At 59.6% G+C, this 26,471-nt stretch carries 27 protein-coding genes; 9 read left to right on the top strand and 18 right to left on the bottom strand.

Annotated features, from left to right (window positions below; translation table 11 throughout):
- Positions 1-40 precede the first annotated feature (40 nt).
- Positions 41-1,711 carry a CHASE domain-containing protein gene (locus tag U8326_RS00125; RefSeq protein ID WP_324741621.1) on the bottom strand — a complete coding sequence of 557 codons (1,671 nt, stop codon included), beginning with the start codon at positions 1,709-1,711 and terminating at the stop codon, positions 41-43.
- Between the two features lie 283 nt (positions 1,712-1,994).
- On the opposite strand from U8326_RS00125, the gene U8326_RS00120 reads away from it, so the two are divergent.
- Both U8326_RS00120 and U8326_RS00115 read left to right on the top strand, forming a co-directional pair.
- Positions 1,995-2,153: a NepR family anti-sigma factor gene (locus tag U8326_RS00120; RefSeq protein WP_324741619.1), complete on the top strand. Its 159-nt coding sequence runs from the start codon at positions 1,995-1,997 to the stop codon at positions 2,151-2,153.
- On the top strand, positions 2,150-2,740 hold the full coding sequence (locus U8326_RS00115) for a sigma-70 family RNA polymerase sigma factor (RefSeq protein ID WP_324741618.1): 591 nt from the start codon (positions 2,150-2,152) through the stop codon (positions 2,738-2,740). The genes U8326_RS00120 and U8326_RS00115 overlap by 4 nt, the downstream gene beginning before the upstream one ends.
- A gap of 112 nt (positions 2,741-2,852) precedes the next feature.
- On the opposite strand, the gene U8326_RS00110 is transcribed toward U8326_RS00115, so the two are convergent.
- Positions 2,853-3,464: a superoxide dismutase gene (locus U8326_RS00110; RefSeq protein ID WP_324741617.1), complete on the bottom strand. Its 612-nt coding sequence runs from the start codon at positions 3,462-3,464 to the stop codon at positions 2,853-2,855.
- Positions 3,465-3,640: 176 nt separating this feature from the next.
- On the opposite strand from U8326_RS00110, the gene glmM reads away from it, so the two are divergent.
- Positions 3,641-4,978, top strand: coding sequence for a phosphoglucosamine mutase (glmM, locus tag U8326_RS00105; protein ID WP_324741616.1), 1,338 nt, complete (start codon positions 3,641-3,643; stop codon positions 4,976-4,978).
- The gene (gene thiD / locus U8326_RS00100; protein WP_324741614.1) at positions 4,975-5,727 is read left to right on the top strand and encodes a bifunctional hydroxymethylpyrimidine kinase/phosphomethylpyrimidine kinase; all 753 of its coding nucleotides are present in this window, start codon (positions 4,975-4,977) and stop codon (positions 5,725-5,727) included. The genes glmM and thiD overlap by 4 nt, the downstream gene beginning before the upstream one ends.
- On the opposite strand, the gene U8326_RS00095 is transcribed toward thiD, so the two are convergent.
- From U8326_RS00095 to U8326_RS00060, 9 genes are all read right to left on the bottom strand, one after another.
- The gene (locus U8326_RS00095; RefSeq protein WP_324741612.1) at positions 5,717-6,667 is read right to left on the bottom strand and encodes an LOG family protein; all 951 of its coding nucleotides are present in this window, start codon (positions 6,665-6,667) and stop codon (positions 5,717-5,719) included. The two genes, thiD and U8326_RS00095, sit on opposite strands and share 11 nt — an antisense overlap.
- A 280-nt stretch (positions 6,668-6,947) precedes the next feature.
- Positions 6,948-7,217 carry a hypothetical protein gene (locus tag U8326_RS00090; RefSeq protein ID WP_324741611.1) on the bottom strand — a complete coding sequence of 90 codons (270 nt, stop codon included), beginning with the start codon at positions 7,215-7,217 and terminating at the stop codon, positions 6,948-6,950.
- Positions 7,218-7,970: 753 nt separating this feature from the next.
- Positions 7,971-12,779: a thermonuclease family protein gene (locus U8326_RS00085; protein ID WP_324741609.1), complete on the bottom strand. Its 4,809-nt coding sequence runs from the start codon at positions 12,777-12,779 to the stop codon at positions 7,971-7,973.
- 2 nt (positions 12,780-12,781) lie between these two features.
- Positions 12,782-13,981: a hypothetical protein gene (locus tag U8326_RS00080; RefSeq protein WP_324741608.1), complete on the bottom strand. Its 1,200-nt coding sequence runs from the start codon at positions 13,979-13,981 to the stop codon at positions 12,782-12,784.
- Positions 13,982-13,990: 9 nt separating this feature from the next.
- Positions 13,991-14,308 carry a hypothetical protein gene (locus U8326_RS00075; RefSeq protein ID WP_324741607.1) on the bottom strand — a complete coding sequence of 106 codons (318 nt, stop codon included), beginning with the start codon at positions 14,306-14,308 and terminating at the stop codon, positions 13,991-13,993.
- Positions 14,305-14,451, bottom strand: a complete 147-nt coding sequence (locus U8326_RS16390) for a ribbon-helix-helix protein, CopG family (protein ID WP_416385498.1) — start codon at positions 14,449-14,451, stop codon at positions 14,305-14,307. Before U8326_RS16390 ends, U8326_RS00075 begins: the two co-directional genes overlap by 4 nt.
- 198 nt (positions 14,452-14,649) lie before the next feature.
- Positions 14,650-14,931 (bottom strand): hypothetical protein, encoded by a 282-nt coding sequence (locus U8326_RS00070; RefSeq protein ID WP_324741606.1) that lies wholly within the window; start codon positions 14,929-14,931, stop codon positions 14,650-14,652.
- A 131-nt stretch (positions 14,932-15,062) separates the two neighbouring features.
- Positions 15,063-16,205 (bottom strand): DUF6471 domain-containing protein, encoded by a 1,143-nt coding sequence (locus tag U8326_RS00065; protein ID WP_324743651.1) that lies wholly within the window; start codon positions 16,203-16,205, stop codon positions 15,063-15,065.
- A gap of 12 nt (positions 16,206-16,217) precedes the next feature.
- Positions 16,218-16,493 (bottom strand): hypothetical protein, encoded by a 276-nt coding sequence (locus tag U8326_RS00060; protein ID WP_324741605.1) that lies wholly within the window; start codon positions 16,491-16,493, stop codon positions 16,218-16,220.
- A 297-nt stretch (positions 16,494-16,790) separates the two neighbouring features.
- Between U8326_RS00060 and U8326_RS00055 the strand changes: the two genes are divergently transcribed.
- The 5 genes from U8326_RS00055 to U8326_RS00035 all read left to right on the top strand — a co-directional run bounded on the left by U8326_RS00055 (position 16,791) and on the right by U8326_RS00035 (position 21,359).
- A complete protein-coding gene (locus tag U8326_RS00055) occupies positions 16,791-18,164 on the top strand; it encodes a hypothetical protein (protein WP_324741604.1) in 1,374 nt (457 codons plus the stop codon).
- Positions 18,157-18,630, top strand: coding sequence for a hypothetical protein (locus tag U8326_RS00050; protein ID WP_324741603.1), 474 nt, complete (start codon positions 18,157-18,159; stop codon positions 18,628-18,630). The genes U8326_RS00055 and U8326_RS00050 overlap by 8 nt, the downstream gene beginning before the upstream one ends.
- Positions 18,631-18,820: 190 nt before the next feature.
- Positions 18,821-19,828, top strand: a complete 1,008-nt coding sequence (locus U8326_RS00045; protein ID WP_324741602.1) for an SDH family Clp fold serine proteinase — start codon at positions 18,821-18,823, stop codon at positions 19,826-19,828.
- Position 19,829: 1 nt separating this feature from the next.
- On the top strand, positions 19,830-20,045 hold the full coding sequence (locus U8326_RS00040; protein ID WP_324741601.1) for a hypothetical protein: 216 nt from the start codon (positions 19,830-19,832) through the stop codon (positions 20,043-20,045).
- A 669-nt stretch (positions 20,046-20,714) separates the two neighbouring features.
- Positions 20,715-21,359, top strand: coding sequence for a hypothetical protein (locus tag U8326_RS00035; RefSeq protein WP_324741600.1), 645 nt, complete (start codon positions 20,715-20,717; stop codon positions 21,357-21,359).
- Positions 21,360-21,605: 246 nt separating this feature from the next.
- On the opposite strand, the gene U8326_RS16385 is transcribed toward U8326_RS00035, so the two are convergent.
- Genes U8326_RS16385 through U8326_RS00005 form a run of 7 tightly spaced genes read right to left on the bottom strand, consistent with a single transcriptional unit; the run spans position 21,606 to position 26,353 of the window.
- On the bottom strand, positions 21,606-21,779 hold the full coding sequence (locus tag U8326_RS16385; RefSeq protein ID WP_416385497.1) for a hypothetical protein: 174 nt from the start codon (positions 21,777-21,779) through the stop codon (positions 21,606-21,608).
- Positions 21,739-22,530: a hypothetical protein gene (locus U8326_RS00030; RefSeq protein ID WP_324741598.1), complete on the bottom strand. Its 792-nt coding sequence runs from the start codon at positions 22,528-22,530 to the stop codon at positions 21,739-21,741. Before U8326_RS00030 ends, U8326_RS16385 begins: the two co-directional genes overlap by 41 nt.
- Complete coding sequence (locus U8326_RS00025) at positions 22,511-22,747, bottom strand: hypothetical protein (protein ID WP_324741597.1); 237 nt, start codon at positions 22,745-22,747, stop codon at positions 22,511-22,513. The genes U8326_RS00030 and U8326_RS00025 overlap by 20 nt, the downstream gene beginning before the upstream one ends.
- On the bottom strand, positions 22,744-23,340 hold the full coding sequence (locus U8326_RS00020) for a hypothetical protein (protein WP_324741595.1): 597 nt from the start codon (positions 23,338-23,340) through the stop codon (positions 22,744-22,746). Before U8326_RS00020 ends, U8326_RS00025 begins: the two co-directional genes overlap by 4 nt.
- Positions 23,333-25,111, bottom strand: coding sequence for a DUF927 domain-containing protein (locus U8326_RS00015; protein WP_324741593.1), 1,779 nt, complete (start codon positions 25,109-25,111; stop codon positions 23,333-23,335). Before U8326_RS00015 ends, U8326_RS00020 begins: the two co-directional genes overlap by 8 nt.
- Positions 25,111-25,962, bottom strand: a complete 852-nt coding sequence (locus U8326_RS00010; RefSeq protein WP_324741592.1) for a toprim domain-containing protein — start codon at positions 25,960-25,962, stop codon at positions 25,111-25,113. The genes U8326_RS00015 and U8326_RS00010 overlap by 1 nt, the downstream gene beginning before the upstream one ends.
- Positions 25,952-26,353: a hypothetical protein gene (locus U8326_RS00005; protein ID WP_324740126.1), complete on the bottom strand. Its 402-nt coding sequence runs from the start codon at positions 26,351-26,353 to the stop codon at positions 25,952-25,954. Before U8326_RS00005 ends, U8326_RS00010 begins: the two co-directional genes overlap by 11 nt.
- Positions 26,354-26,471: the final 118 nt, after the last annotated feature.

The following is a 26,471-nucleotide window of genomic DNA, read 5'->3' as shown; positions in this document are numbered from 1 at the left end:
TCCCGGGCGTCTCCCCTCCGGATAAGTCCGGAGGGGATTTTCATGAGGCCGGACCGGGCCTCCTGCTCTTTTTCCGGATGAGGAATTCCCGCGGCGTGCGCACCGGGATGATAAGGGTGCAACGCACCCCTCCGGGCTCGAACCGCAGGTCCACGGGATGCCCAAGCTCATGGGCCACGATCTTCTCGATCAGTTCCGTGCCGAAACCGCGCTGCCGCTGAGGCGATACGGGCGGGCCATCCAGTTCCCGCCAATCGACCTGGGCCCGGCCGTCCAGCCGCAGTTCCCAGCTGACCCGGACCTTGCCGCCGGCCGCGCTCAGCGCTCCGTATTTCGCGGCATTGGTCGCCAGCTCGTGAATCGCCAGGCCGAGCGACAAGGCATCGTTGGGCGCCAGCTCCACCAGAGGCCCGGACATTTCCAGCATCTGGCCGCCATCCTGGGCGTAAGGCACGAGTTCCGCCTCGATCACCGAGCGGATCGGCGTGGTTCCCCATTCCGACAGGGTCAGCAGGTCATGCGTGGCGGACAGGGCGCGGATACGCCCGCTGAGGCTGTCGGCGAAACTGTCTATATCCTCGGCCCGGCGCCGGGTCAGCGCAACCAGCGACAGCACATTGGCCAGGGTGTTCTTCACCCGATGGTTGAGTTCGCGCGTCAGCGAGTTGCGGATCGAGTTCTGCTCTTCCAGCCAGGCGGCCGTCGCGCGATCCTCCAGCGCCTGCTGGGTGAGCAGGCGGGCAAGGACCATCAGCAGGGTCGCCACGAGCATCCCGAACAACAGCGTCAGCATGGACAGCGAGGACAGCCTCCGCTCCGCCGATCTCTCCACCACGAGCACCCAGGGATGATCGGCCACCACCATGCGCAGGGTCACGGCCGGCCCGCCCATCCTGCCGGGGGCGATCCGCGCCAGAAGGTTCCCCGGAGCGACCGACTGGTCATAGAGCGACACGCCGACTTCCTCCGGACTCTGCAACCGCACCGCCGCCGCAAGGAAATCCTGCGCATTGAACGGGCTGTAGATGAAACCCTTGAGCTGGCGGTCGGCGCCGCGCCTTTCGAAGACCGGCATGTAGATCAGGAAGCCGGGCGAATTTCCCAGCGGTTCCTGCATGAGAATCACCTTGCCGCTGGCCGTGGGCCGCGCGGCCCGCGCCGCTTCGGCCATGGCGTCGCGGCGGGCCGGTTCGGAATACATGTCGAAGCCGACCGCGCGAAGATTGCGCGCCGTCCGGGGCTGCAGATAGGTTACAGGAACGGCGAAGGGCCGATCGGGCGCGAGTTCCGGACGCAAGCGGACTTCGGGCGCATACACCTTGGCAAGTTCGCGATTATAGGCCGCGATTTCCGTTCGCTCCACGCGAGGAGCCCAACCGATCCCTTCCGCCCCGCGATAATCGGTATCGAGGCGCAATTCCGATACGAAATGGCGGAACAGCGGCTCGCTCACCTGATCCAGGGTCGCGAACAGGGCGGCGCCAGCCCGGAGATAGGAAGAGGTCGAGTTCGCCCGCCGCTCTATCGCCGAGGCCACCGACAGGGCTTCCTGGCGCAACATCGCGGTGGAACGCTGGGATTCGACACGCTCGATCGCAAACACGCTGAGCGCGGTCACGGTCAGGGTGAGCAGGAAGATCGCAACGGGCACAGCCCGGGGAAACCGCACCAGCCAGCGGCGAATATCCCGTACGCTTCCGAGTTCCTTCACCCCAATTCGCCCCATTCCAATGCGACGACAAACAACCCCTCGGCGCGCGTCTTGCATCATTTGCCGGTCACGGCAACCGTGGGTTCCGGCAAGGATGATCGTGATATTCGACCGGGAACGAATGGGGGACTGCTTCGTTCCAGCCGAGGCGTGGTGTGAAGCACCGCACCGAACTGTGTTGCAGCAAAGGGTAGCCGAGGGCAAAGTGCCCGGGGGTTTTCATCAAGGGGGCGGTACCTGAGCGCAGATGGCCAAGAAACCGAACAGGAATACCAAGCGAAACATGCTCGAAGGACAACTCGGCAAGGCAGGTAACACCCGCAAGGGGTCCAATCCGGAATGGGCGCAAGGCCTCCGGCAACTATACGACTCGGTCGTGGACGAGCCCTTGCCCGACAGCTTCATGGACTTGCTGTCCAAGCTCGACGACAACACGCAATGAGCGATGCCGGCAAAGACGCGGCAGCCGAGTTCAAACAGGAATTGAGTGCTGTCATTCCACATCTGCGCGCCTTCGCGCGCGGGCTGTGCGGCCGGCCGGACATGGCCGACGATCTGGTGCAGGAAACCATGCTCAAGGCCTGGGCGGCGCGCGAACGTTTCGAGCCTGGCACCAGCATGAGGGCGTGGACCTTCGTGATCCTGCGCAATGCCTATCTTACCGAAATGCGGCGCAATCGCTTTCGCGGCGAATATGACGAAACCGTAGCCGAACGCATCCTGATCCAGCCGGCCAGCCAGGAAGACCCGGTGCATCTGTCCGACATGCATCGCGCGCTGCTGAGCCTTCCGCCGGAACGGCGCGAAGCGCTGCTGCTGGTTGGCGCGGGCGGATTCAGCTATGAGGAAGCGGCCACCATCTGCGGATGCGCGGTCGGCACGATCAAGAGCCGGGTCGGGCGGGCGCGGGCCACGCTGACGGAATTGCTGGCCGAAGGCTCCATTCCGCGCCGTTCGCATGACGACAGCGTCGCGCACAGCGCGATCATGCATGAACTGGACGAAGTTTCCGGCCGGGCCGCCGAATAGGCCCCCAGCGGCCCATGCCACCCCGGAAGCCGTAACGCCGGAAGCCGTCATGGAAAAGCCCGCTCCCGGGAACCGGAAGCGGGCTTTCCTCTCTGGGCAAAGGGCCGGACGATCAGCCCGGATAGGCCCAGGTGGTGCCGCGCGCGAGATTCTCGGCCGCGAAGTCCCAATTGAGCTTTTCGTCCAGCACCGCCTTCAGATAGCCCGGCCGCGCGTTCTGGTGATCGAGGTAATAGGCATGTTCCCACAGGTCGATGACCAGCAGCGGATTACTCTCTGCGTCCGCCAGCGTGTCGGCGTCATGGGTTTCCTCGATCGACAGCTTGCCGTCCTTCTCCGCCAGCCAGACCCAGCCGGAAGCGAAATGGCCGGCGCCACGATCGGCCAGCTTGCTCTTGAGGTCGTCCAGCGAACCGAAGTCGCTTTCGATCCTGTCCGCGAGATCGCCGCTGGGCCTGGTCGATTCGCCGGCCAGCGAATGCCAGTAGAAGCCATGGTTCCATGATTGCGCGGCATTGTTGAACAGCCCCTGGTTGTTGCCCCGGGCCGCGGCGATGATCACTTCCAGGGGCTTGCCGTCCAGTTCGCCGCCTTCGACGGCCGCATTGGTCTTATCGATATAGGCCTTGTGATGCTTGCCATGGTGGAAAGACAGCGTTTCCGCGGAAATCGCGGGTTGCAAGGCGCTGCTGTCATACGGAAGGTCGATAAGTTTGATGGGCATGAAATCTCCATTCCTGCTGAAATTTCCGTCCTCTCCCAACGGGCGGGCCGCAGTCGAGTTGCATGGTGATTTTCGATCATCCATTATCGATTATGCCCCCGGGAGGGCGTGACATTGGCCGCGAACCAAGCCATGTGCCGTCCCGGCCGTTCATGCAAGGGGATGGAACGAAAATCATGGCGCGCAAATTTTTCGGCACGGATGGTATTCGGGGGCGGGCCAATGACGGAATACTGACGGCCGAGCTGGCGATGAAGGTCGGGCAGGCGGCTGGACGGCATTTTCTGCGGGGCGATCATCGCCATCGCGTGGTGATCGGCAAGGATACGCGCCTCTCCGGCTACATGATGGAAAACGCGCTGGTTGCAGGCTTCACCAGCGTGGGCATGGACGTGATCATGACCGGGCCGCTGCCGACCCCGGCGGTCGCGCTGCTGACGCGGGAAATGCGGGCGGACCTGGGCGTGATGATCTCGGCCAGCCACAATCCCTTCGACGATAACGGGATCAAGCTGTTCGGGCCGGATGGCTTCAAGCTGTCGGATGAAGATGAACTCGCCATAGAAAAGGCGCTGACCGAGCCATGCCCGCTGGCCCATGGCGGCCAGATCGGGCGCGCAAGGCGGATCGACGACGCGCGCGGCCGATACATCCATGCGGTGAAGGCATCGCTGGCGGACGACGTCCGGCTCGACGGCCTCAAGATCGTGGTCGATTGCGCCAATGGCGCGGCCTACACCGTGGCCCCTTCGGCCATCTGGGAACTCGGCGCGGAAGTCGTCGCGATCGGGGTGGAGCCGAATGGCCTCAACATCAATGACGGGGTCGGCTCCACCTCGCTCGAGGCGGTCAAGGTCAGGGTGATCGAGGAAGGCGCCGATATAGGGATTGCACTGGATGGCGATGCGGACCGCCTGATCGTGGTGGACGAGCAGGGCAAGGCCGTGGACGGCGATCAGATCATGGCCCTGATCGGCACCCGTCTCGCCGCGACCGGAAATCTGCGCGGCGGCGGCGTGGTGGCCACCGTGATGTCCAATCTCGGGCTGGAGCGCTTCCTGGAAGGACAGGGCCTCAACCTGATCCGCACCAAGGTCGGCGATCGCTATGTCCTGGAAACCATGCGCAAGCTCGGCTGCAATGTCGGGGGCGAGCAATCCGGCCATATGATCCTGCTCGACCATGCTACCACCGGAGACGGCACGGTCGCGGCCCTGCAGGTGCTGGGGGCGCTGGTCCGCTCCGGCAAGCGGGCAAGCGAATTGCTCCATATGTTCGACCCGGTCCCGCAATTGCTCCGCAATGTGCGCTATGCGGGCGGCGCTCCGCTCGAAAATGCCGTGGTCCGGCAGACCATCGCCAAGGCCGAAGGGGAGCTGAAGGGCAAGGGGCGCCTGGTGATCCGCCCGTCCGGCACCGAGCCGCTGATCCGGGTCATGGCGGAAGGCGATGACGAAGCGCAGGTGGAGCGGGTCGTCGACGAGATCTGCGCCGCCGTCGCCGCCGCGGCGTGAGCGCCCCGCCCCGCATCCTGGCGATCGCCGGTTCCGATTCCTCTGGCGGAGCCGGGATTCAGGCCGACATCAAGACCATCACCATGCTGGGCGGCTATGCCATGACCGCGATCACCGCGGTCACGGCGCAGGACACCACCGGGGTTCATGCGGTGGAGGCGCTGTCTCCGGCCATGGTCGCGGCCCAGATCGATGCCTGCGTGGGCGATATCGGCGTGGACGCAATCAAGATCGGGATGCTCGGCTCGCCCGGCATTGCAGAGATCGTCGCCGACCGTCTCGCGCGGATCGAAGCCCCGGTCGTGTTCGACCCGGTCATGGTCGCCACGAGCGGGTCGATACTGGCCGATGCAGCCACCATCGCTTCCTTCGAGCGCCTGATGGGCCTGGCCACCCTGGTCACGCCCAATTTGCCCGAACTCGCGGCACTGGGCGGCGCCGGGGCGCTGGCGGGAAAGGGCTTCACCTTCCTCGCCAAAGGCGGCGATGCGGAAGGGCCGGTGGTGGAAGACAGGCTCACCCGGCCCGGGGTGGAAGACTGCGTCTGGCGCGGCGACAAGATCGAGACTCGCCACAACCACGGCACCGGCTGCACCCTTTCCAGCGCGATCGCGCTCTTTCTCGCAAGGGGCCAGGATCTGGAAAGCGCGATAACCGACGCGCGCCTGTTCGTTCGCAAAGCCTTGCTCAAGGCGCCCGGATTTGGGCAAGGGCATGGCCCGCTGGGCCACCAGGAAGTCAAGCTATAGGCGAAAACGGGCAATCCAGCTTGTAGAAGCCGGTGATTCGCTCCCAGGCCTCCTCCGCCGTTTCGACGATCCGGAAAAGATCGAGGTCGTTCTCGTCGATCACCCCTTCTTCGGCCATGGCGCCAAAATCCACGACCCGGCTCCAGAACTCCTTGCCGAACAGCAGGATCGGAATGGGCTTCATCTTGCCGGTCTGCACCAGGGTGAGCAGCTCGAAGAACTCGTCGAAGGTTCCGAAGCCGCCCGGGAATACCGCGACCGCGCGGGCGCGCAGCAGGAAATGCATCTTGCGCAGCGCGAAATAGTGGAACTGGAACGACAGGCGCGGCGTGACATATTCATTCGGCGCCTGCTCATGCGGCAGGACGATGTTGAGGCCGATCGATTCGGCCCCCGCTTCATTGGCGCCGAGATTGGCGGCTTCCATGATGGCCGGCCCGCCACCGGACGTCACGACGAATTGCCGCTGCCCATTCTCCACCACGGCGCATGTGCTGGCCATGTAGGCGAGCTTGCGGGCCTCTTCATAATAGCGTGCCTTGGCGACGAGGCGCTCGATCACCGCCCGCCCGCGCGGATCGTTGTCGGCATTGGCCAGCATCGCCTCGGCCCGCGCCTGCGAGGGAATGCGGGCCGAGCCATAGAAGACCAGGGTAGAACCCACGCCGGCTTCCTCCAGCATGGTTTCGGCCTTCAGCAATTCGAGCTGGAAGCGCACCGGCCGCAAATCGTCGCGCAACAGGAAATCCGTGTCGCGGAAGGCAAGGCGATAGGCGGGGTGCTGGGTCTGCGCAGTGACCGTAGGAGCCGCTTCGGTGAACGCCGCTTCCTGCTCCGCCTTGTAGAACTTGTTGGGGGTGAGCGAGCGGTCCGCCTGCTCTGGCTTGCCATGCGGACCCGGGACGCCGGGTTGCCGGGGCGGTTGCTTGCGATCGGCCATGTCTCTCCCCGTTACCTTGGGCCTGGGTTGCGCCCGAATCCCTGCCCGGCGGGCCGGATTCCGGGCCAGAAGCCTGAGGGAAGAAATGGATGCCCCGCGATCATCCATATATCGGCCATTAAACGGCAGAAATACGTGCTTTCACGAAAGCTATGTCAAATCGCTCCCACGTTTACTCCCACAGGAGAGCGAAATTTTCATTCCGATAGACGCACAAGGACCCGAGGTCCAGACAGGATCGAACCGTCCTGCTTCGTTGACCTTTCGTTGGAGTGAGGAACTAGCCTGGAATGCAAAATGCTCCATTCGGCCCCTTGCTCAAAAGAATGGTGTTTGGCGCAAGCGCATTACTCTCCGCAAGCTGGCGCTCCACCTCTACTGTGATAGCCTTTGCGGCCGCCTCGCACCGCTCTTTAGTCGGATAGTCGATAACCGTAAGGTTCGATTGATACCACGTGATAATCAGCTTGTACGGTGTGGTTTGCGCGAACGCTGCCGCGCCCAACGGGGCCACAGACAAAAGCACACCAGCGAAAAGCGCCAGTCTCATGATACCTCTCCCCTGTTATGGAGAGGTTATTCACCAAGGCAGCAGGAGTCGAATCCACGACAATCGGATTTGGAGCTATCCTCCTAGGCGGCGTGGACAAATTTCGGTTCAGGAAAAGCCGCTTCGGCTAAGCGTTTGCATGACCGTTAGGCACAGCTGCTATACCAATGGCGTAGAGTGTCGGCGCGATACCGCGATGTGTATGCAATAGGTCACAGTTATCACGCTTAACAGAACCAAGGCTATAGAGACGCGGGCGTTTGCGTCATCAACGACCAGCGACAGAGGCGAAGTGAGTGCCAATGCGGGTGCTGAATAGGCCGTCACGAGCCACCAACCAAGGTCGCCATCATATTGCCAGCCCGCAAGTTGATTGATCTCTAACGCAGCGACTGCTGACCATGCGTATGCCAAAATGGCAGAGAACGCTCGATACAGACATGCTCTGGATAGTTTCATTTTGAGAAGGCTACACTGAAGCTGGCGGACTGCAACAACGGCAACGCTGAATGCAGTTGACGCGGACCAACGGCATTGATTCAAGGCTGCTTTTTGGAGGCAGGCTTGAGCAGGGGCGATCTCACCAAAGCAGAATGGCGCATTCTAAAGGGCTTGTTGCCCATAGAGCCTGAGAACCGTGGTCGAGGCAGGCCGCCCGAGCAGAACCGAGCGATCATCAACGCCATCCGATTGGCGGCCGGTTGTATTCGGGTGATCAGACATGCCACCTCCGGGACAAAAAGTTCGCCACGCCTACCTCGCCATCGGATTGACCAAGCCTGCATCCCTGGCCCCGCCTAGAACGGGCGCCCCGTACCAGTCAGGAAAGGTGGCGTGGAGATGGCCGTCATGGATAAGGAACGATGCGTTCGGTTCGAGCGCCTGGACCTGCTTGCGGAGCCAGCCGAGCGACTTGCCAGGTGGGGGAAGCATGTCGAGCCCTGCCCCGTCGATATGGGAACTGTTTCGCGCAGGATGATAGCCCTGCGCGCGCAGGCTCTCGTTGTATTCGCGCGAACGATAGCCTGACGTAAAGCGAATGCCGGGGATAGCGCGCTGCAGATTCCCCATCACATCACGCTGCTGAACATCCTCGAAGTCCGCCCACTCGTCTTTTGCGGCTGGGGTAGATGATCGGGATTGTTGCGGAACATCCTGAAATTCGGACCATTCATCAGCCGTCGTGGAATGCTTCCCTCCAAACAGAGCCGTTCGCACATCCTTGCGGACCCGGTCCACGATATCCTTGGCGGACTTGGCTTTCGCTTCATCGTCCATCGCCTTCCAGGCCGAGGACTTCACGAGATCGGTCAGCTCTGCATGAGCCTGGTTCCCCGACACTTCCTGATAGCGATCATATTCTTCCGGTGTCAGTTCCCGCCCTGCAACCTTCCTTCGTAGCGGGCTCGGCGCATACTCCGTCTGCATCAACTCATGATTGACCGGATCCTTGAGGGCCTCCGACACCCAGACCGGGGAAAGGAAATCAGGTCCTACCCCGCCTTCATAGACAATCTCCCGGCCCCAGATATCGCGGCGCGGCAGCAGATCGTCTCGCAGGCCGGGAATGCGAGCTTGAAGCGCATCACCCATGGTCTCAATCTCGCGCTCGGTCGGATCAAGCGAACGCGCAGTACTCGCGACCAGATTAGGCACAAGGAACGAGCCAACCAGTCTTTGCAGCAGATTGTCCGCATAGCGGTCAGGTTCGCCTATAGCCTCCACAAGCTGCGATATACCCGAAAGCCACGTCTTGGAGGCCAGATTGCCCATGATGGAAGCGACCAGCAGTGTGGCCTTGTCCTCTTGCTGCCGTTGGCTCATGCCCTCTGGCAGCAGGGCGATATCCGCCGCCACGCCCAGCGTGGTCGAGAAGGGATCGAGCCGCTTGTAGGAATAATAGGTATTCCCGATCTTGATCGAATAGGGTTTCCAGCCGTCTGCATAAAGCAGCCTGGCTTTCTTCGGATCAGTCGGAGCCGAGCCCGTGATGATCCCGCTCAATGCCCCTTCATGGATTGCGATGCCGAAACCCGTTCCTATCAGAGCGCGTGCAACAGCCAGATCGCGGCGCGCTCCACCCGCCATGAAATCCTTCTTCCATTCCTTGAGCAGCGGCGCGGCAGGCGAGCGTTCAGCCGCAAACTTGAGGAGATTGGTCGGCGTGCGAACGAAGGGCAGGAACAGCTTTGCCGTCAGACCCCAACCTGATGGATCGTTCGTCAGACCGGAAATCTTCGATGCAAACGACCCAAGGGGGCGCTGGAATGTCAGGTAGCGGCCATAATCTAAAGCCCGCTCCAGCATCTCATCTGTTGGATTGGCTACCAGCTCCGCAATGCGCGTCTGCGCTGCCTTGCCTTTAAGCCCCTCCCGGTGAGCAATGCGCACCGCCATGCCGTTGATCTCCATCCGGCGCGCAATGCCCTTGAACAATTCATCCTCAGCGGTCAGGAACCGCGTGGGAAGACGGATCGCTTCCCCGATCTTTCCGGGGATGGCTTTAAATTCGTCACCCTCAACCTTGGCGACAAAATCCGAGGCTTCGCCTGTGCGAAGCGCTTGGGCAAACAGCCGCGCGCCTTCCCTGGCACCTTGAACCAATCCAAACGTGCGAGCACCAAGCTCGCCGCCAGTTATCCGATTGACTTGAGCATTGGTGAAAGCCTGTCGAGCCCTGCCAATACCGGCAGCAGCGATGTGTTCGGGTATCTGCGCCATTGCCGTCAGCGTGTTGGACACCATGTTCACGACATGGGTTTGAGGGCCTGACAGTAGGAAATTGATGTAAAGCTCCGATGCACGGCTATGCCACTTCGGTCGCTTGAGCTTATCCGCCAGCACATTGAACACGCCGGCGGATGTCTCGGCGGCGTCCAGCAGCACATTGGCGACATTCTGGAGATTATCTTTCCCGCCACCCTTCTTAACAAGCGCTGCGAGCACATCGCCATGCACAACGCGACTGTTCGCGGCCATTTTGAATTGTGCGAGCACTCGCCCTGCTTCCGCAGTCATGCCAGCAACCTGTTCTTGGATCGCGACATGACGCATCCACTTTTGCTGAAAGTCGGCCAGCAATTGAGAACCGGGATCTTCCATCCCTCGAATGCGCCTAGCGGCGTTCACCAACTCGTTACCCGACTTCGCAAGGAGCTGGCGCGCAGCCAGCGCCTCTTCCGCATTGAACGCCTGACCGGCCCGGCGGGACAGCAGCTTCTCAGGTGTCATGCCCAGATCGGCAGCAAGCCTCTCCGTCTCTGCCTGCGATACTCGCCCACGGGTGGCAGCGTCGAACCCTACACGGCGTTCGGTCTGGTAAAGGGCGCGGGAAATATCCTGAGGGCTTTCCAGCTTCGACAGGTTGATGTTCCCGGCGAAGTCCGGTCCACCGGCTGGCCATTCCTCATAGGCTTGCACGGGCGGGAACGGCTGGGGCTCATCTGCTGCAATCGATCGATCCTGAAACACGGGGCCTTCCGCAAGGCGCTGTTCGAGGTCGAGACGATCCGCACGGGTCGCGTCGAAGCGATCAATCTGCGCGAGGTCTTCCGGCAGGAACCGGCGATTGCGGCCCTCATAGGTATCCCGCAGCGCATCCAGAAATTCGCCAGTCGTCGGGCGCTCGGCATGATCCGGGAAATATCCCGCTTCCCATGCGCGCATGGCGGCATCGTCCAGCGTCATGCCGGTATCGCTCACCAAGGGACCGAAGCGGGTTTCCTGGCCAACGAAATCCAATCCGCGCCGAGCCGCGTTGTTGAGGCCCATATGGGATAGCTCACCGCCCTGATCGGTAAGACCGCCTTGCTGCCGGAGCCAGCCAACCATATCGGTAGGGCCGACCTTCGGCACTTCGCCGCCATTCCAGCCGCGAACCGTGATCCGGTCCAGTTCGGACCTTTCGTCCACGGGACGCGCAGGAGCGAACCGGCCTGCATCCTTGGCAGCCGCTTCCTCAATGCCATCGACCATGTTGGACGGGATCGGCATCACATCCTGAGGCGTGATGTTCTCTGCAATCGCGCGCATCTGCGCTTCGGAAATCGGATCGCCCAGGCGGGGGGCCTTGACCGGCCCCATATCGAGATAATCTGGACGGCGCAGCGGAGCCGACACGGATGGCATGGGATCGGCTGCCATGCCGATTTCGCCCACAGAAGGCCCAGGAGACTCGTCCAGCACGAAACCAGGTGGCGGCGGGGGAATATCCGCCAGATCGCTTGCAGAGCCCTCAGGAGTCAATCTGGGGGCCTTGCTGGTCAGCCGGTCGATAAGTCTGCCCGCATACGGCGCGGTGACTTCCAGCGCTTTGCCCAGACCGGCCCCGAGAACGCCGCCGACAGGAACGCCAACCGCACCGCCAATTGCGCGCTGTCCGATCTCCCCCTCCGTCCCAAGGAACCCTTCCGCACCGCCATAGGCAGCCCCGACGCGGAAAAGCTGCGGCACTGTCCTGGCACCCGCACCGGCTGGCACAAGCAGACCACCGGCCAATTGCCCGCCCAGCGTGGCATAGGGATGAGCTTGCTCATCGTAACCGAGGATCGCACTATTTTGTTGCTGGTTGTTCGACCAGATATCCGCCCAGCGCCGATCCGAGTTGAACACATTCTCTCGGCCTGGGGTCAGGCCAAACATATCCGGGATCGCCCCGGCTTCATCCAGACCACCGGCAAGAAAGCCCGAACCACCACCGCGAACCGCCGCGCCGGTTGCACCGTCGCCCAGATCAGTCAGGATACGGGGCTGATCTTTATACTGAATACCCTGCGCCGCATTGCCCTTGAGGAAGGATTCACGCGCTGCCTTAGCGCTGTCCATGTCCAGAATACCACCGTTTTCCTTGGCGTAGGTAGCAGCGTCTTCCAGCGAAACATTCGGGTCGTAGATCATCCCGAAAAGCTGCTTCTCGACTTCGGGGCGCAGGCCAGCAAACGGCGTGGGCGTGTCCCAGAATTGCGCCACCGTCTCGCGGCTGGGTTGATAATCGGGATTGGCCCGATGCTGTTCCGGTGACTGGTGAAAGGTGTCATGCACGCCGAGACGGTTCAGCCGCGCCAGCCGTTCGGCCTGCATATAGTCCGCTCTGCGCGCTGGCTCGCCTGCCAGAAAATCGGGAGCCGCAAGAGCATTGCCCGTGCGAAGCATCGCGAATCCCACATCTTGCCCAGCCGTCTCCACCGGCGCGACAGTTCGCCCATATGACCGGCCAACCGGCGCGCCAATGATGGATTGCGGAGAAGCGTAGTCCATAAGGGCATTGCGAGCGCTCTCCCCGATCTGGACCGGCATGTAGTCCCGATTCCAGCCTTGCTGGTTCAGTTCAGGGGCATCGACCCCAAAGAGCCGCAAGGCGTTGCCCGAGGCGAGCTGGGCTGTGTCGCCATCATGAACGTTCGTGATGGTGTCCATAGAGGGTGGCGGCGCATCCTTGCCCTTCGCCCTCTTTCTGGATTTGCGCGGCTTGCCGGTTCTTGGCGCATCGTCAAACTCGGCCCATTGATGCGCGCTGGAGGCTACCGGTTCGGCATCCTCAAATTCGCTCCACTGATCGGCCATCGCTACCGGACCTTAACCCGGCCATCAGGTGTACGGAACCGAGTCCCCTGGGGAAGCGCCCGCGCTTCTTCCGGTGTCTTCACCGCAACGATCTGCGCTCGCCCCCCTGCACCGCTCCCACGCGTATCCTGGCCTCGCCTGGTGTCGGAGCTGCGAATATCCTGTCCTCGCTGAACGGTTGCATTGCGCAGTTCATTGTTGCGTCGCGTCTCGGCAAGACGGCCCTCCCGGGTTGCGATCAGGCTATTCGTGTTGCGATCAGCACGGGCATTGTCCGTATCTATGTTCGCCTGCTGCATGAGGTGATCGAGCCGTTGCTTTATGGGCATGGCCTGCTGCAAGAGGCGCTTCACTCCTTCTTCGCCGGGGTATGTCAGGGGAACGGATTCACCGAGGTCAGCCCCAAGGGCGGCGGCGTAGGGCTCCAACCGAGCAAGCCCGCTCTGCCAGCCCGTATCGTCCCTTGCCCTGGACAGCTCATCGACCGCCATGGAGTAGAACTTGTGTTCCGCTTCCATACGCCCGACAAAATTATCCCTTAGTGTGGATTGGATCTTCAGAGCCTTTTCGGGATAGCGCTGAACCATACGGAGAAAGGCGCGGTCCCGCCCGGTCTGAGGTTGACCGAGGAACGATAGATCGGAAGTGTTGTCCGCTGGAGCGTCGGGCGTCATCGGATCGCCTGAGCGGCCCGTGGACGTGACCTGTAGGCTGCTGGTGTCGAAGGTGCCGCCACCATGGCCGGAGATAAGGCCGTGCATGGGTGGCATCTGGCCGGGTATTGCCCCGCCCTGTGGCTGTGTAGTGGGATCAGGCAGATGGGAGAACGCCTGATTGAAGGACTGTTCCTCCTGCGCGGGCGAAAACGGTGCAACGGTAGGCCGTGGAGCCCTTGAAGATGGACCAGCGCCCGACAATCCAAAGCCGAGCAATGCGTTCGTGCCGCCCCCTTCAACTCCACCCCCGGCGACATATTCGGCCAGGGCGTTGCTGAATGCTCGCTTGTCCTGAAATTCGGATAACTTCATCCCCAATTCAGGGCGAACCGCCATAACCCCGGCCAGGGCTTCGGGATCGTCAGGATTGCGTGCGAATTTGGCAAGGGCCTGTCGTTCTCTGATCCCCTCTCCCAGCTTGGTCCCAAGCTGAAAATAGGCCAGTGAGTTATCCTCCGCGCCGGGCGTGTTCCAGTTTACCGCCATGATGTTTCCTCAGTGGATGACCGGCATGAAAAGCGGGCCGGGGAGCCGTAGATATTGGGCAATATATTCAGCCAGCGCTGTCCAACCCTGCGGACTGTCGAGCAGCGAAAGCATGTTGTCCGGAATGCGCGTGAGGATGTCGAAAACATCTGCTTCGCCAAGTCCCATCAGGGGACCAACGCAGTGGGCCAGTTCGCGAGCACAATGCCAATTGGCCCATAAGGCGAAATCTTCAGGCGGGATCGGAGCGACTTCAGGTCGAAGCGCCCAAGTCAACACTGCGGACAGAAAGTCATCCGTGGCCGGAGTGAGGGAGGCGGCGCTCATTGCAGCCCCACCTTCTCGCGAACCACGGAACGGAGACATTCGCTTATCGAAACGCCCGATCTAGCCGCGCGTTCAAGGATGGCGTTTGCCAGCTGATCACTCGCCCGGAAGGAGATGAGATTGGTTTGATGGGTCTGCCTCACGGCGATCCTCCTGCTAGACAGAGGTATTATAATACCTCTTATTTGTCAAGGAATCAAATGCCTTGGCAGTGGGTCAGTTTGAATTAAGGGCGGTGGCCCCTGCCTGAAGGATTAGCGCGATGGCGGTTGCAAAGGCTCCCCATCGACTCCATCGGGATTGACGCTCAATGGTCGCACAGAAATCGCTGCCATCCTCATTCACAATCTGAAACGGCCCCGCGCTTGGTCCGTGAATTTTCTGGTAATCAGCCTCACTTTGGCCGCATTGACCTTCACATGCGTTGAGGCAAGCCAAAGCAAAGCGGAGAAGCCGAACATCACGATAGCACTCCAAGTCAGCAAGTCTTTCCAAGACACTCCGATTACCCCTTTTTGTATGGCTCGCGTTTTGCGGGCTTCGTGGATTTCCTTGTGCGTCAGTCCGATGTCGGCGACTGTGGGGATGCACTCTTCCGCACGGGAAGAGTGGTCGCGCCCCATTCGAGCGAACCTCCCCCGTTCCTGCGCAGCGTCGTATTCTTCTGCGGCATTATGTAGCAAACGCACCAATACGCAGATGGTTATCCGCACTTGTGGTGGCGGGCGCCATCTTTTGCGGTTCGTCGCCTGTTTCAGGCTTTGAGTTCGGGAGTATAATTCCTAGCGGAGCTTGGTTGCAGACGTCCTATCAATCCTTTCTGCCCATTGGAGGAGATACTCTCTCGTTCAGCGTTGAGAGACATGGAAATGTTCTGTCTACGGCCGAATATGTCGTCCCAGCTAAAAGTCACTTCAACCGCATACCAACTGAAACTCTTATCTCTGAGTGCGTTGATGATTTTTTGCGGGATCAATTCCTGCTCGATCCCACCGCCAAATCGAGTCTTGATGGATGAGAAAAACACAGTCGCCCTTTCGGTCTGACTGGCAGGTATTAGCGTGATCCAAGCTTTCTCGTTGCCAAAAAATTCTTGGACTCCACCCTCAAGACCGTTCCGTGCGACCCACAGTTTCACGCGAGTTCGAATTTGCCGCGCATTAGAATTGCCGATATTTTTGAACTTGAGAGTGAAGTTTGCGAAGTTTTCGCCAACTTGGAACTCACCACCCTCACAGATAAGATGGGCGCGGATCTGATCACGGGAAATCTTATTGGCTTCGTTCGCTTCGTCGGCGGTGCGTTTGGTTTCGCGAAAAGTAGTCCAGACCAACCAAACACCTACAGCGCTCAAGGCCATTCCGATTATCGCGGCAACGGCCATGATATAGGCCCACAGAGCACTTTGCCGCTGGGCTACAAGATCGGCTTGGTTGTATTCGTACTCAGCCTGAGCATCTATGGCTTCGTAAAAGCATCTGATGCGTTCGGCGCGGGGGATGCCCACACAGGTCTCAGCTACCTTGTCGCTAGTATGGCGGGAATATTCCTCGGTCTTGGCGCGGGCCTGCCTTTCATAATTGGTGGATTCTAGCAGTCCGTAACCAATCCATAGCGCGCAGTATGTGATAGCGACAATAAGCCCACCGACTAATCTAGCCATAGGATGTTTGATCCAATTGCTTCCAGACATTGAAACAGGAAACACCGCCATGAATTTGCCCCGGCTGATCTTGTTCCTGATATTCGGCTCGGAGTCCATCACGCCAATGTTGGTAAGCCTCCCGCCTAGGCCTGAAGGCCGTGTTCCGCATGGGCGAAGACAAGACTTATCAGACCTTCTGCCACCCTGCGCTTTGCGGGGACTTCGATGTCGAGCGCGTTGGCCTGCGTGCAGACCTTCTAATCATCAAGAATCTGTCAGATTTTTCACGTTGCCGTCAGGTGCGCCATTGTTTGGATTAGAAATGCCGTAGACTCCCTTTCTTAATGCGGCTGCGGCCCTCGTTGCTCCAATAGACTGTACGCCACATAGGATGGCGAGAGCGCCAGGGACGAGCGCCCACCAATGTGATGTGAACCACCAGGTGATCGCCACCACTACGAGCCACCCCCAGAAGGCATGGGCGTTACGCTGAGCCGCATTATCGAAATCAGCAGCCGTTGCCGTGCGTGCGTCCACCATTAGCAAACTCCTCTTTCAGGATGGCCGCGCCAGACCTTTGGAAACCAGTCTGCGAATAGCCTCCGGGCGTCCAGGAGAATCCTCCTGCACAACCGCCCAGGCATCGATTTCGGCAAGCTGATCCGGTTGGAAGCGGACACCAATAAGCCTCCCTACACCAGTAGGCTTAGGGCCGCGTTTCTTTGTTATCACAGTTTCTTGCTTGACCATTAAAACTCTGATAACACAATAACGAGCCGAGTGGAAGCTACCAACGACCACCCGGCTCTGACCACAACGTCTAGTTAGGAGACGATCATGGCTGACCAAAGCCCTACACCCAGCGTGTCCGGGGTCAATGCTGCGCAGGCGGCGAACGAAACCACCGAGTCAATCCGGGACGGAAACCCAACCTTCGATAAGGCTAATACTTCGGAAGGCATTAGGCGATCAGCGCTCAATCGACACCCGTCTAGCGAATCTCCGCTCGATAATCAGCCGAAAGGATCATGCGAAGTGAATATGATGAGCGCCATCCGTCCTGACACCAAGTCGAACCAGGACTGGCTGAAGGAGAAAAGGGAGCCGATCTCGTTCCATCAGGCAAAGAAGCTTTATGAGGCCGCACTGGAACGAACTCGGATAGCAGGTGAAGCCCATGCCGTCTTGGAGCGAATACTTATCGAGGCCGACCAGCGCGCGCCTGAGAAGAAGATCAGATATAAGCTCTCCGTCCCCGGCGTAGGCATTTTGGATCGCGAGGTTCCGCACACCCTGAAACCGCATGATTGCGAACGCCCATCCGCGGAGATGGCGGGGCATCCCGATTTCCCCGAATATTGCGAGCAAGTCGAAGCGTGGCGGCAAAGCGTGCAAGTGCTACGGACAAGCCTCAATGCCGACGCGATCGAGCTGGAATGGGAAGCCGCTACCAAGGACGACCTGAGCGCATGGAAAACTTTGGCCGCTTCCAAGGTCCGAAATAGGGCAGAGATGATCGAGAAGATTCAACTCTGCAGGGGCGCCGACTTGCTCAATGAAACAGAGCTTGAGGATGAAACCTGCGGCTTGCTCGATAGTATCGTCCGGGATTTAGCCCCACCGAAGGATCCGGACCTTACCCAAGCGCAGCCCATTGAGGACGTGCTCAAAGAGCTTGCACCAATGCGCAATGAATATCCGGTGGCCTTCGTCAAGGCGTGCAGGAATTCCGGCATAGATATTACCGTCACGAGAGATGAGAATGGCGAAGACCATTTGATGCTTGGTTATTCATTGGATAACCAAGAAGATCTTCGCCGGGCTCGCCTTGATGCGCTAACCGCTCAACTACGGCGGGGTAGGCACCGCCGAAAAGACGTGATTGCCTTGTTAAACATGCTCGGCCACTTCGCCGATAATCAGCCTTATAACTCGATTGCAGAGGCAGCGAACGAGTATCTAGCGGCGGGTGGGCGCATCATGGTCCGGCCCGATGGGGGCCTCGAAGAGACTATCCCCTATTCCGCAGAAAAATGGAAAGCGGAAGGGTGGACGGGATACCCGCTTCGTCGCCTAATTCACCGCTATCGCTCCACCCTGAGCAAACGTGGAGCCCGAGAGGCGATGATCTCCTACGTCTTTGAGCATGGCACGCTTCACAAGGGAAGCCGCTGGACTGTTCTGGAAGACAAGGAGCGCTCCGATGCCTAGTACCGCCACAGCGCACACCAGCACTTTACCCGCCCTCTCATTAACGGAAACGGACTTCGCTCTGCAGAAGCTGCGGGTGTTCCGCAGTATTCCTGTACATCATCACGATGTTGTTGCCCTACAAGGCTATGTTGTTGTCTATGAGACGGATGGCCTATGTTGTGAAGAAATTCAGGACGGCGCGCTTTACGTCGTTGAGAATCAGCGACCCGTTGGCGGCATGGGCTGGGAGACCTATGACCGGTTCAATCGCGAGCACGAGCCGTGTGAGCCACGAGTCCGCATCAGCACAAGTCGCAGGGTTGTGCGCGTCATAAGACGGGCGGGTGAACCGAAACGCTGGTGGCATGTGCTGCCAACTGGCTATCACGATGGGCCATACGCCGATTGGGGGGTGGCGCATAGCATGGTCGGCAAAGTGGTGGGTATCTATCAGCCCAACCTCAAGACCAATTGCAGAAGGTAAAAAACCCGCCCCGAAACGGATATCTTGCCCGCCCCGCGCTCCACGGCGTTGGGCGGGGTTCTTTCACTCGTGATTGGGGCTCCACAGTGAAATAACAGGCTTCAGATTTGTCCCCGCCCGATGCACCGCGAGATTTTGACTTTCCCACCTCAGATGACAAGGATATGCAGCGGGAAACGGGGGATACAGCTTGCCTGATTTTGCAGCGCGCAAGACCATTTACGAGCAAATCGAGCAAGCTCGCGACAGTCGTGTCATCGCATATGTGACCGGTGATCGGCCTGGCGTAGAAACTCAGGTTTCGCCGGAGATTGTCGATCTATTCGTCGATCATCTTGATGCGATTTGGCCCACCCAGAAAATCTCTTTGGTGCTATATACCAATGGTGGTGATACCGCCGCTGCTTGGCGATTGATCAACCTCATTCGCACCTTCTGCGATGAATTAGAGGTTATCGTCCCGGTCAAAGCGCTAAGCGCTGGCACCCTGATTTGCCTTGGTGCTGACAAGATCGTGATGACCAAGCAGGCCACGCTCGGTCCAATTGATCCCAGTCTGAATAGTCCACTCGGTCCCACCGTGCCGGGCGGAGCGCCGAACTACCGGGCACCAGTGAGTGTGGAAGCTGTGCAGGGGTATCTCGATGTCGCCACCAACGAATTAAAGATCAGCGACGGTCAGGCATTGGCTGGGATATGGACCAACCTTTCGGAGAAAATTCACCCGCTCGTCCTCGGCCAAATTTTCAGAACACGGCAGCAAATTCGCACTCTGGCACGTAAACTATTGGAATTCCAGAAGACTGATGCGGACGTAGTCGATCGCATCGTCTCTTTTCTGTGCAGTGAATCTGGCAGCCACGACCACACAATTAACCGGCGTGAGGCCAGAGGACTCGGGTTGAAAATCGAAAACCCTGACCAGCCGTTTTACGAGATATTAAAGGCTTTGCAGCAGAACTATGTTGAGGCATTATTGTTGCGCTCCCCGTTCAACCCCGACATGCTGCTTGCGGGACAGCCTCAAGCGAATTATGTGGCGTCGCGTGCGTTGATCGAGAGCAGTGCGTTTGGCAGCCACCAGTTTATATCCGAGGGAACGATCTCTCAAGTTCAAGTGCCAGCCCCTGCGGGTGTCCCTGCCCAGATCGGCTTCCAGGATCAAAGGCGGTTCGAAGGCTGGCGAAAGGAGGCATGAGATGATGCAGCAAACGATTAGTTTGAGCACGACTGACGCTAGTTTCGTCCGCTATAGCACTGCCGCTGCTGACAATCCCTACTTCCAGACCACGGCTACTCCGGATTCGCTCGCCGCGCTTATCCGAGGCGGTATGATCATTCGTAATGCTGATACGCCGATTTCATTTCCCTTCGAGGTAGAAGAGGTGACGGGCGTTTACCGTCGCGCGGGCTAAATCTTAGGCGCTAAACTCGCTTAATCGGTTCCAGACTAAACTATTGCACTCCTAGACATTGGTGAGGGTATTCCGCGCCGCCATCAGGATGGCTCGCAACTCCCGGCGTTCCTGTATGGCCTGCGCGGTATAAAGCCCGTGCTTCGGCCAGATACTCGCCAGTGTGCATCACCCAGGAATTGTCGCTAGCAATTCTAATTTCGCGCATAACTACCGCGATTTGCGCTAGCCGCACCCCTCCCATATGTTAGCGGAGTGCAAGGAGGCGAATATGCATCACAAACGAGGGCGAACCCGCAATCGACGGGCTGGCTGCAAGCTCTGCAAGCCCTGGAAGGTGAATGGTGTCCGCACCGAAAGCGGAAGCGGCGAGAAATTCAGCGATCACAGGCGGCGAGTTGTGGCGGTTGAGATGCAGGTAGCCGTGTCATGATGGGCAATCGCGGAACAGTGAACGGCGACGAGTGTGACGCCTTCTCGCGCAAGTCTCGTCGCCTCCTGCATTGGAAGCGCGGCCAGTTGCAGAAGCTCAAGCGCGCGTTCAGTAAGCGAATGCGGAAGCAATCTATTGCTACTGAACGCCTCTAGGGGCAGGCAACTCACTAAAGCCCATTAGCACGCTGGTCTATTCCGAACGTAAGCGGCCAGCGTCAGCCACCAGGATCGGCGATGCTGAACGAAATTGCACGCTCAACATATCTCGATATTCTTGCAGAAATCAAATTGCGGCAAAATGTTGTGCTCCGGGCCTTAAATGGTGAGGTAGCGTTACCCGCCAAGATAATTGAGGAGATATGCACCCTTCAATTTCGCATGATTGCCGAGCTATTGGCAATCGGATGCTTAATCCTTCACGAAGATCTGGTGGCAACGAAAGCAGGCACCCTAACAACATCTACGAAAGCTGGCCAAATTTTTCGTAAGCTTGCACTTCTACATGATGACTTTTTCCCTCAGCCTCTCAAGCTAGAACGTGATTGCGAGAGCAAATTCGTCTGGCGCAATCTAGAAGGGCCTTTCATGACCCGGCAGATGCTTATCAATGCTTATGAGAAGAAAATTGCGCCAGCGCTGCACAGGGGTGACAGCAGGAGAATTTTCAAAGCAGATCGACCGGTCGATTTTGCAAGGATCGCGGGTTGGCACGAAGGCATCTACAGACTGCTGGACAGACACACTGTCATTTCTCCAGACCGACAGCATATCTGCCATTTCAGTATGGGTACTGACGATGAACCACCAGCCTGCACGTTATTCGAGAAGCTTCAAGAAGAGCAGTGGCCTCCACTAGACTTACTTGCAGTCCAGGATTGATCCGACACCTTCAGGAAAGCTCGCAATTTCTCCTGCCCTTGAATTGCTCGGCGTCCGAAAACTCAAAGCAGCCCCAAATCCTCGGGTGTCGTCTCGATGCGCTGCGTTGCCCACCTCAATAATCTCTCCAGTTCATGCATTTTCCGATTGATGACGCGGCGCGCAGATCGATCCTCACAAGCCTGCTTTTCCTCATGCAGTGATGCAAGTCTGTCCTGCAAGGTATGTACAAAATCATTCGGGGATCTAGGCATTGCACATCTCCAGAAGCCGACGCGCCTGCCGCCGTATTGCAAGCGCTTCCAGCGTTTCGCCTCCGTGTTTCCAGTTGCCGTTACGCGCGCCGCGTGGCGCACCAGGGCTCTTTCCCCCGTGCAGCCTACACACTGCGCGGCCCCGAACGGCGGGGGAGCCGCACAACTTTCTCTGTCGGTTTCGAGCTTTGCAGCGTGGCGCATTCCGCAGGTTCAAAGGCTCCGGCTCCTTGGGGTTGTTCGCTATTTTCTCCTCCCCCCCGGTGGTAATGGACATGCTGATGTAGTTCCTTCTTCACGCTGATGGCTTGTTTCACAGTGCGGCGCTGCCCCCTCAGGGAAAGGAGCGCGTCCATCTGGATCGCATAGGTCCGTGCAAGTTTGCCCGCGAGCGCAGCATCCTTCTCCATGATCATTCCGCCATTGTTCAGAGCTTGGGCAGAAAGGCGCATCTGCATCCAATGTATGGCGACCATCTGTGCAGCCAGGGCAGCTTCAGCCTCATTGCGGGGTTTGAGGCTGCCGATCAGCGCAACGGCTGCGTTCAGTTGAATCTCATCCGGCTTCCACCGCCCGGCTCCCGGATCATATGCAGACGAGCACAGCGCCTTAAGCTGATCGATGAAATGAACCATCGCCGATTGCGAGCGCGTTCCGAACGCGTCGGCAAGCTGCAACTCCCAAAGATACTGATCGCTGTGTGGAGAGGTGGGCACATACCCATCGCCGTCATGCGCGGGTTCCATCATTATGCCCGGCGTTACCGAGCGCTTCAGAGCCCTGGCGAGTGCTTTGGGCTTTTCGCTTTGCAAAACAGGGCTCGGGTCCGGCTGGGCTCGTCTGCCGGCGAGGCGCGGCGGCTCTGCCGTATCCATCTGCTTCGGATCAATGTCTCTTTCAGAACGGTGACGTGCCATCGGGCCTCTCCAAATGATACCAATGAACGATAGGCTGAGAGAAGGGCTTTCCAGTTGAATCCAGCCAGCCCTTGCCGAGCCAGAAGCCCTGAACCAGACGCGTGTCATCTCCGAAATCGACATAGCCGAATACACGGTCGGCTGGCACTTCTTCGACCAAATGCGGCACCAGGTAGAGCTTGCCGAGTAGCGGGGTATGCATGATGTGGGTTTTCACGATTGCATCTCCCAGAGCAGCACAAGGCCCGATGATAGCAGCATTGCCGCTGCCCCCTTGTTGAACTGGCCGGGATGTCCAGCATGCGTCCAGAATGCCCGGCAGTCGGTTATCTCCAGATCGCGCGCGCCGCGCAGCCGATCCACGATCCCGCCCCATGCGGGCTTGGAGGGAAGCACCCCGAACAGATCATGGGCTGACCATCCATCCCGGACGGCACGAGATGCGAAGTTCTCGTAGATCCAATGGGCATCCGAAACTGTCCGCGCCCACCATCCAGCAGACACACCGGCAGGTGGAACCGCCATATCCAGGCCAGAAAGCCGGTCGTGCCAATCACGCAGAACACCAACGGGATTGCTCGTTTTTAGGTGTTCCGGGTGTTCTCGGTGTTCCTCTTTATTTTTCAAATTGTTATTGCTGGAGTGAGGTGTTCCGCAAGGTGTTCCCGGTGTTCCGTCGAGGTGCTCCAGAACACCGGGAACACCTTCAAGAACACCGGGTGTTCCATGAAAACTGGCGGATTTCTGCGGCTGCACACCCGGAACACCTAGAACACCCAAATTCGGAATAGCATCAAGCCAATCAAGCATCGTCGCCTCCGAAAATCGACTGACTGACGACATAGAAGCGGGCCTTGCCCATGCCCGGCGCAGTCTCGCTGCGGGATGCTTTGCCGTTGCTATCCGGGATCAAATGGCCTCGCTCAATCAGAAGCGCGGCAACCGACTTGGGATTGAGGCCCCGGCAAACTTCATTGCGCCAGGTCGCAGCCGGGATCAGGTATTCCATCGTGCCCAAGCCGGTTTCACGCTTGAAGCCAGCGCGGTTGTGGATGACCGTGCTGTCCCCGCCGTCCATCGGCTGGAACCGGGAATTACCGTGCGTGCTGATAAACTCGGCAACCTGCTCAATCGCCGTTTTGTCCTCTGCCGCGCCAGCGCCGCCACGGGCTTCAAGCCACCCAGCGAAGATATTGGCCGCAGCAGAAACCGCTTCCAAGCGCTCCCACGGCAGTATGCCGAGTTCGGTCGCGATCTCTCCGGCCATAGCGATCAGGCCAAGCCGACGACAGGCACGAGCAACTTGCCCGGTCGCACCGACTGGCTGATACTTTGCCGCGAACCAGTCAATGCCGATCCTGATACGTGCAGCCGTATCGTCGAGATTGCCGAGCAAGCGCTGAACGAACTCAGGCCCCGCGATCCCGTAATGCTGCGCTGCCTGATCTTTGATCGCGCGGGCCAATGCATCGCCATTCGGAAGATCATGCAGCGTGTCGAACAGGCCCAAGCCCTTTCCTGCATCCGCTTCGATGTCGAAAATGCGGACTTCCTGCCCCGTTGGTGAGCGCCGCCCCCGGCCATCGGATCGAGCGTGCTCGGCAAGGCTGATTTCCCCTGACGACAGGAAGAAGGTTAGCCAGCGCTTTGCCGCACGAGCTTCCCCCGATTGCGAGGCGCGGGATTTCCCGGTTCCATTGGCGAGAAGATAGGCGACGCTACCCGCTTCGCGCGGGTCAAGCTGGGCCAGCTCATCCAGGATCAGCAGGCAGTCATTTGCCTGTTCGGCCACGCCTTCAAGCCCGTTAGCCGTGGCGCGCCACTGGCGAACGAATGTCGGTGAACCCCATACGCTTGCCGCTGCGAGCAACGAAGTGGATTTGCCGATGGATGATGGCCCGCGCAAGTGCAGCCCGCCCCCTTCCGATCCGGTAGCAGCCAGCAAGGGGCCGACGAACGCCGCACACAGCGCAATGACGAGGCGAGTGTTGCCAACCGCCAGCCGCGCCATGTCCTGCCACCCCTCAAGGGTGCCTTGGCGGCGAAACTCATGGTCGAGTGCCGCCGTGCCCTGGTAAACGACCAGATCCCCCGAGCCATCTTCAATGGTGCGATCAGGCAAGGCATAGCTGCCATCCTGCCAGCCCACCCGCGAAACCGCCCGTGCGCGACGGTCGATCCTGACCATCGACAAGAATGTTTGCAGTGCATTGCGATCCTTGGAGACAGGCGAGACATAAAGTCCCCCGTCAAGGAGCATGTGGCGCACTTCGCGACCATCCCCAGCGAGAAGGGCTCGGCCAATCGACAGGCGGTGCGGTTCGCCGTCATCGTCCTGCCATTCGATCAACACCCCCCAAGCCTGACTGTGCCGGTCCCGTGTCTGGGCGATTACATCGAATGCACCTGCGATATGGCGGGGGCCATCGTCAGAATCGAGGAGCAGGCCCTTTGCCGTCATCTTGAATCCTGCTGGAAACCGGGGCTCCGGCATGGCCCTGCCAAGGCTTTCAGCAATTGCCTCGTCGCCCATGTCAGCGCCGACATCCGCGTAATCGCGGGCTGTTGCTGCTTCTTTCATTATGCTGCCCTCCGAGGCGGAAGCGCGACGCGCCCACCGACCGCACGTGCAGCGGCCTGGGCGGCATCGACGCCGATATTTCTTTGGATGGTGGGATGGCTGAGGAGATGCGCATCATCATCGGCCGCAATCACGATTTCGGCATCAGGGAACCTGTCCCGCATGGCCTTGGCCACCGTCACCAGATTAGCGGCGGTGAACGCAACGACGACAGGCAGGGCGGTTGCCCGCTTGATGACCGCAGCGGTGCCATACCCCTCTGCAATGACGAAGCGGTCCATGGGCTCACCCAGAACCATCAGCAGGCCGGTTGCACGTCCGCCCTTGGTGTAGAGCTTCCCGCCATCCGGGCCGATGCTCTGAATGTTCCACAGCCGCCCATCGGCGTCGAACATGGGAACCAGCAGGCGCGGACCGAACTGGCGCAGGCCTTCACCGACGATTCCTTTCGACACCAGGTAAGGGTGTTCAGGATTGACCGGCCTGGAGCGTTCCCAATCCGCGGCACAAGCTTCCGAGACATTGCGCCATTGCGCTTCCTGCTCTTCCTTCCGCTTTGCCGCTGCCTCACGGCGCGCCTTCTCGATTTCGGCGCGCTCCTTCCGGGTCAAGGAACGGTCGTTCGACAGCCGCCATGTCTGGACGATGCCGAGCTTGTAATTGCCGAACGATCCGGCTGGGTGCTCATCGAGATAGAGCTTGGCCCAGCCGGTCTTACGCCCTTTCTTGCTGTCGCAATCGCAACGGAAGTAAATGCGATCAGGCCCCAGCCGGTCAGCGATGGGCTCCACCGGCACAACGCCAGCCGCTTCCATGGCGTCCAGGAACGCCGCAACAGGATCAGAAGTCACAGGCGTTCTCCCGATAGAAGCGCGTCACCCGATCTGACAGGGCATCCAGCCAATCCTGTTGCTTCTCGGTCGGCTTGCGCTGCTGCGCGGCCATCTGTTGAAGAAACCTGGATTCGTGCTCTTTCCAGCGGATCGTGGAAGACAGGCAACGCCGTGCATCCATCTGGTGCGCGCGTGGCGCATCGGCTGGTGACGGATTGATTACCTGCGGGCGAATGATGACGGGCGGGGATTTCAGCATCTCCGTGACATCGCCCCAACCCAATTGCCTGGTTTCGAGGAACTGGCTGGCTTTCCATGCGGCTGCGGCCCGCTCGCCATCGTGATTGCTGGAAAGCAGGCCGAGGATTTTTCCGAAGCGCTCAATATCGCGCGGATCAAGGGCGCTCATTTCGCACCCCCAGTCCTGCGAACCAGACCCGTTACCTGCGCGGTTTCTCGGTCAGAATACCGACGGCCACCACGATATTGAGCGGACCACAGATCGCGGGCACGAAGCAAGGCGTTGC

This window comes from Tsuneonella sp. CC-YZS046, from assembly GCF_035581365.1.
Lineage (GTDB): Bacteria > Pseudomonadota > Alphaproteobacteria > Sphingomonadales > Sphingomonadaceae > JAWKXU01.
This window is presented reverse-complemented; position numbering and strand designations above follow the sequence as displayed.

Bases quoted from the DNA above. Each gene is read 5' to 3' on its own strand.
- U8326_RS00055 (WP_324741604.1), top strand. From the start codon at position 16,791: ATGGCTGACCAAAGCCCTACACCCAGCGTGTCCGGGGTCAATGCTGCG.
- glmM (WP_324741616.1), top strand. From the start codon at position 3,641: ATGGCGCGCAAATTTTTCGGCACGGATGGTATTCGGGGGCGGGCCAAT.
- U8326_RS00095 (WP_324741612.1), bottom strand. From the start codon at position 6,667: ATGGCCGATCGCAAGCAACCGCCCCGGCAACCCGGCGTCCCGGGTCCG.
- U8326_RS00035 (WP_324741600.1), top strand. From the start codon at position 20,715: ATGCTGAACGAAATTGCACGCTCAACATATCTCGATATTCTTGCAGAA.
- U8326_RS00070 (WP_324741606.1), bottom strand. From the start codon at position 14,931: ATGGGGCGCGACCACTCTTCCCGTGCGGAAGAGTGCATCCCCACAGTC.
- U8326_RS00075 (WP_324741607.1), bottom strand. From the start codon at position 14,308: ATGAGCGCCGCCTCCCTCACTCCGGCCACGGATGACTTTCTGTCCGCA.
- U8326_RS00050 (WP_324741603.1), top strand. From the start codon at position 18,157: ATGCCTAGTACCGCCACAGCGCACACCAGCACTTTACCCGCCCTCTCA.
- U8326_RS00005 (WP_324740126.1), bottom strand. From the start codon at position 26,353: ATGAGCGCCCTTGATCCGCGCGATATTGAGCGCTTCGGAAAAATCCTC.
- U8326_RS00020 (WP_324741595.1), bottom strand. From the start codon at position 23,340: ATGCTTGATTGGCTTGATGCTATTCCGAATTTGGGTGTTCTAGGTGTT.
- U8326_RS00115 (WP_324741618.1), top strand. From the start codon at position 2,150: ATGAGCGATGCCGGCAAAGACGCGGCAGCCGAGTTCAAACAGGAATTG.
- U8326_RS00040 (WP_324741601.1), top strand. From the start codon at position 19,830: ATGATGCAGCAAACGATTAGTTTGAGCACGACTGACGCTAGTTTCGTC.
- U8326_RS00090 (WP_324741611.1), bottom strand. From the start codon at position 7,217: ATGAGACTGGCGCTTTTCGCTGGTGTGCTTTTGTCTGTGGCCCCGTTG.
- U8326_RS00120 (WP_324741619.1), top strand. From the start codon at position 1,995: ATGCTCGAAGGACAACTCGGCAAGGCAGGTAACACCCGCAAGGGGTCC.
- U8326_RS00060 (WP_324741605.1), bottom strand. From the start codon at position 16,493: ATGGTGGACGCACGCACGGCAACGGCTGCTGATTTCGATAATGCGGCT.
- U8326_RS00080 (WP_324741608.1), bottom strand. From the start codon at position 13,981: ATGGCGGTAAACTGGAACACGCCCGGCGCGGAGGATAACTCACTGGCC.
- U8326_RS00085 (WP_324741609.1), bottom strand. From the start codon at position 12,779: ATGGCCGATCAGTGGAGCGAATTTGAGGATGCCGAACCGGTAGCCTCC.
- U8326_RS00030 (WP_324741598.1), bottom strand. From the start codon at position 22,530: ATGGCACGTCACCGTTCTGAAAGAGACATTGATCCGAAGCAGATGGAT.
- U8326_RS00110 (WP_324741617.1), bottom strand. From the start codon at position 3,464: ATGCCCATCAAACTTATCGACCTTCCGTATGACAGCAGCGCCTTGCAA.
- U8326_RS00015 (WP_324741593.1), bottom strand. From the start codon at position 25,111: ATGAAAGAAGCAGCAACAGCCCGCGATTACGCGGATGTCGGCGCTGAC.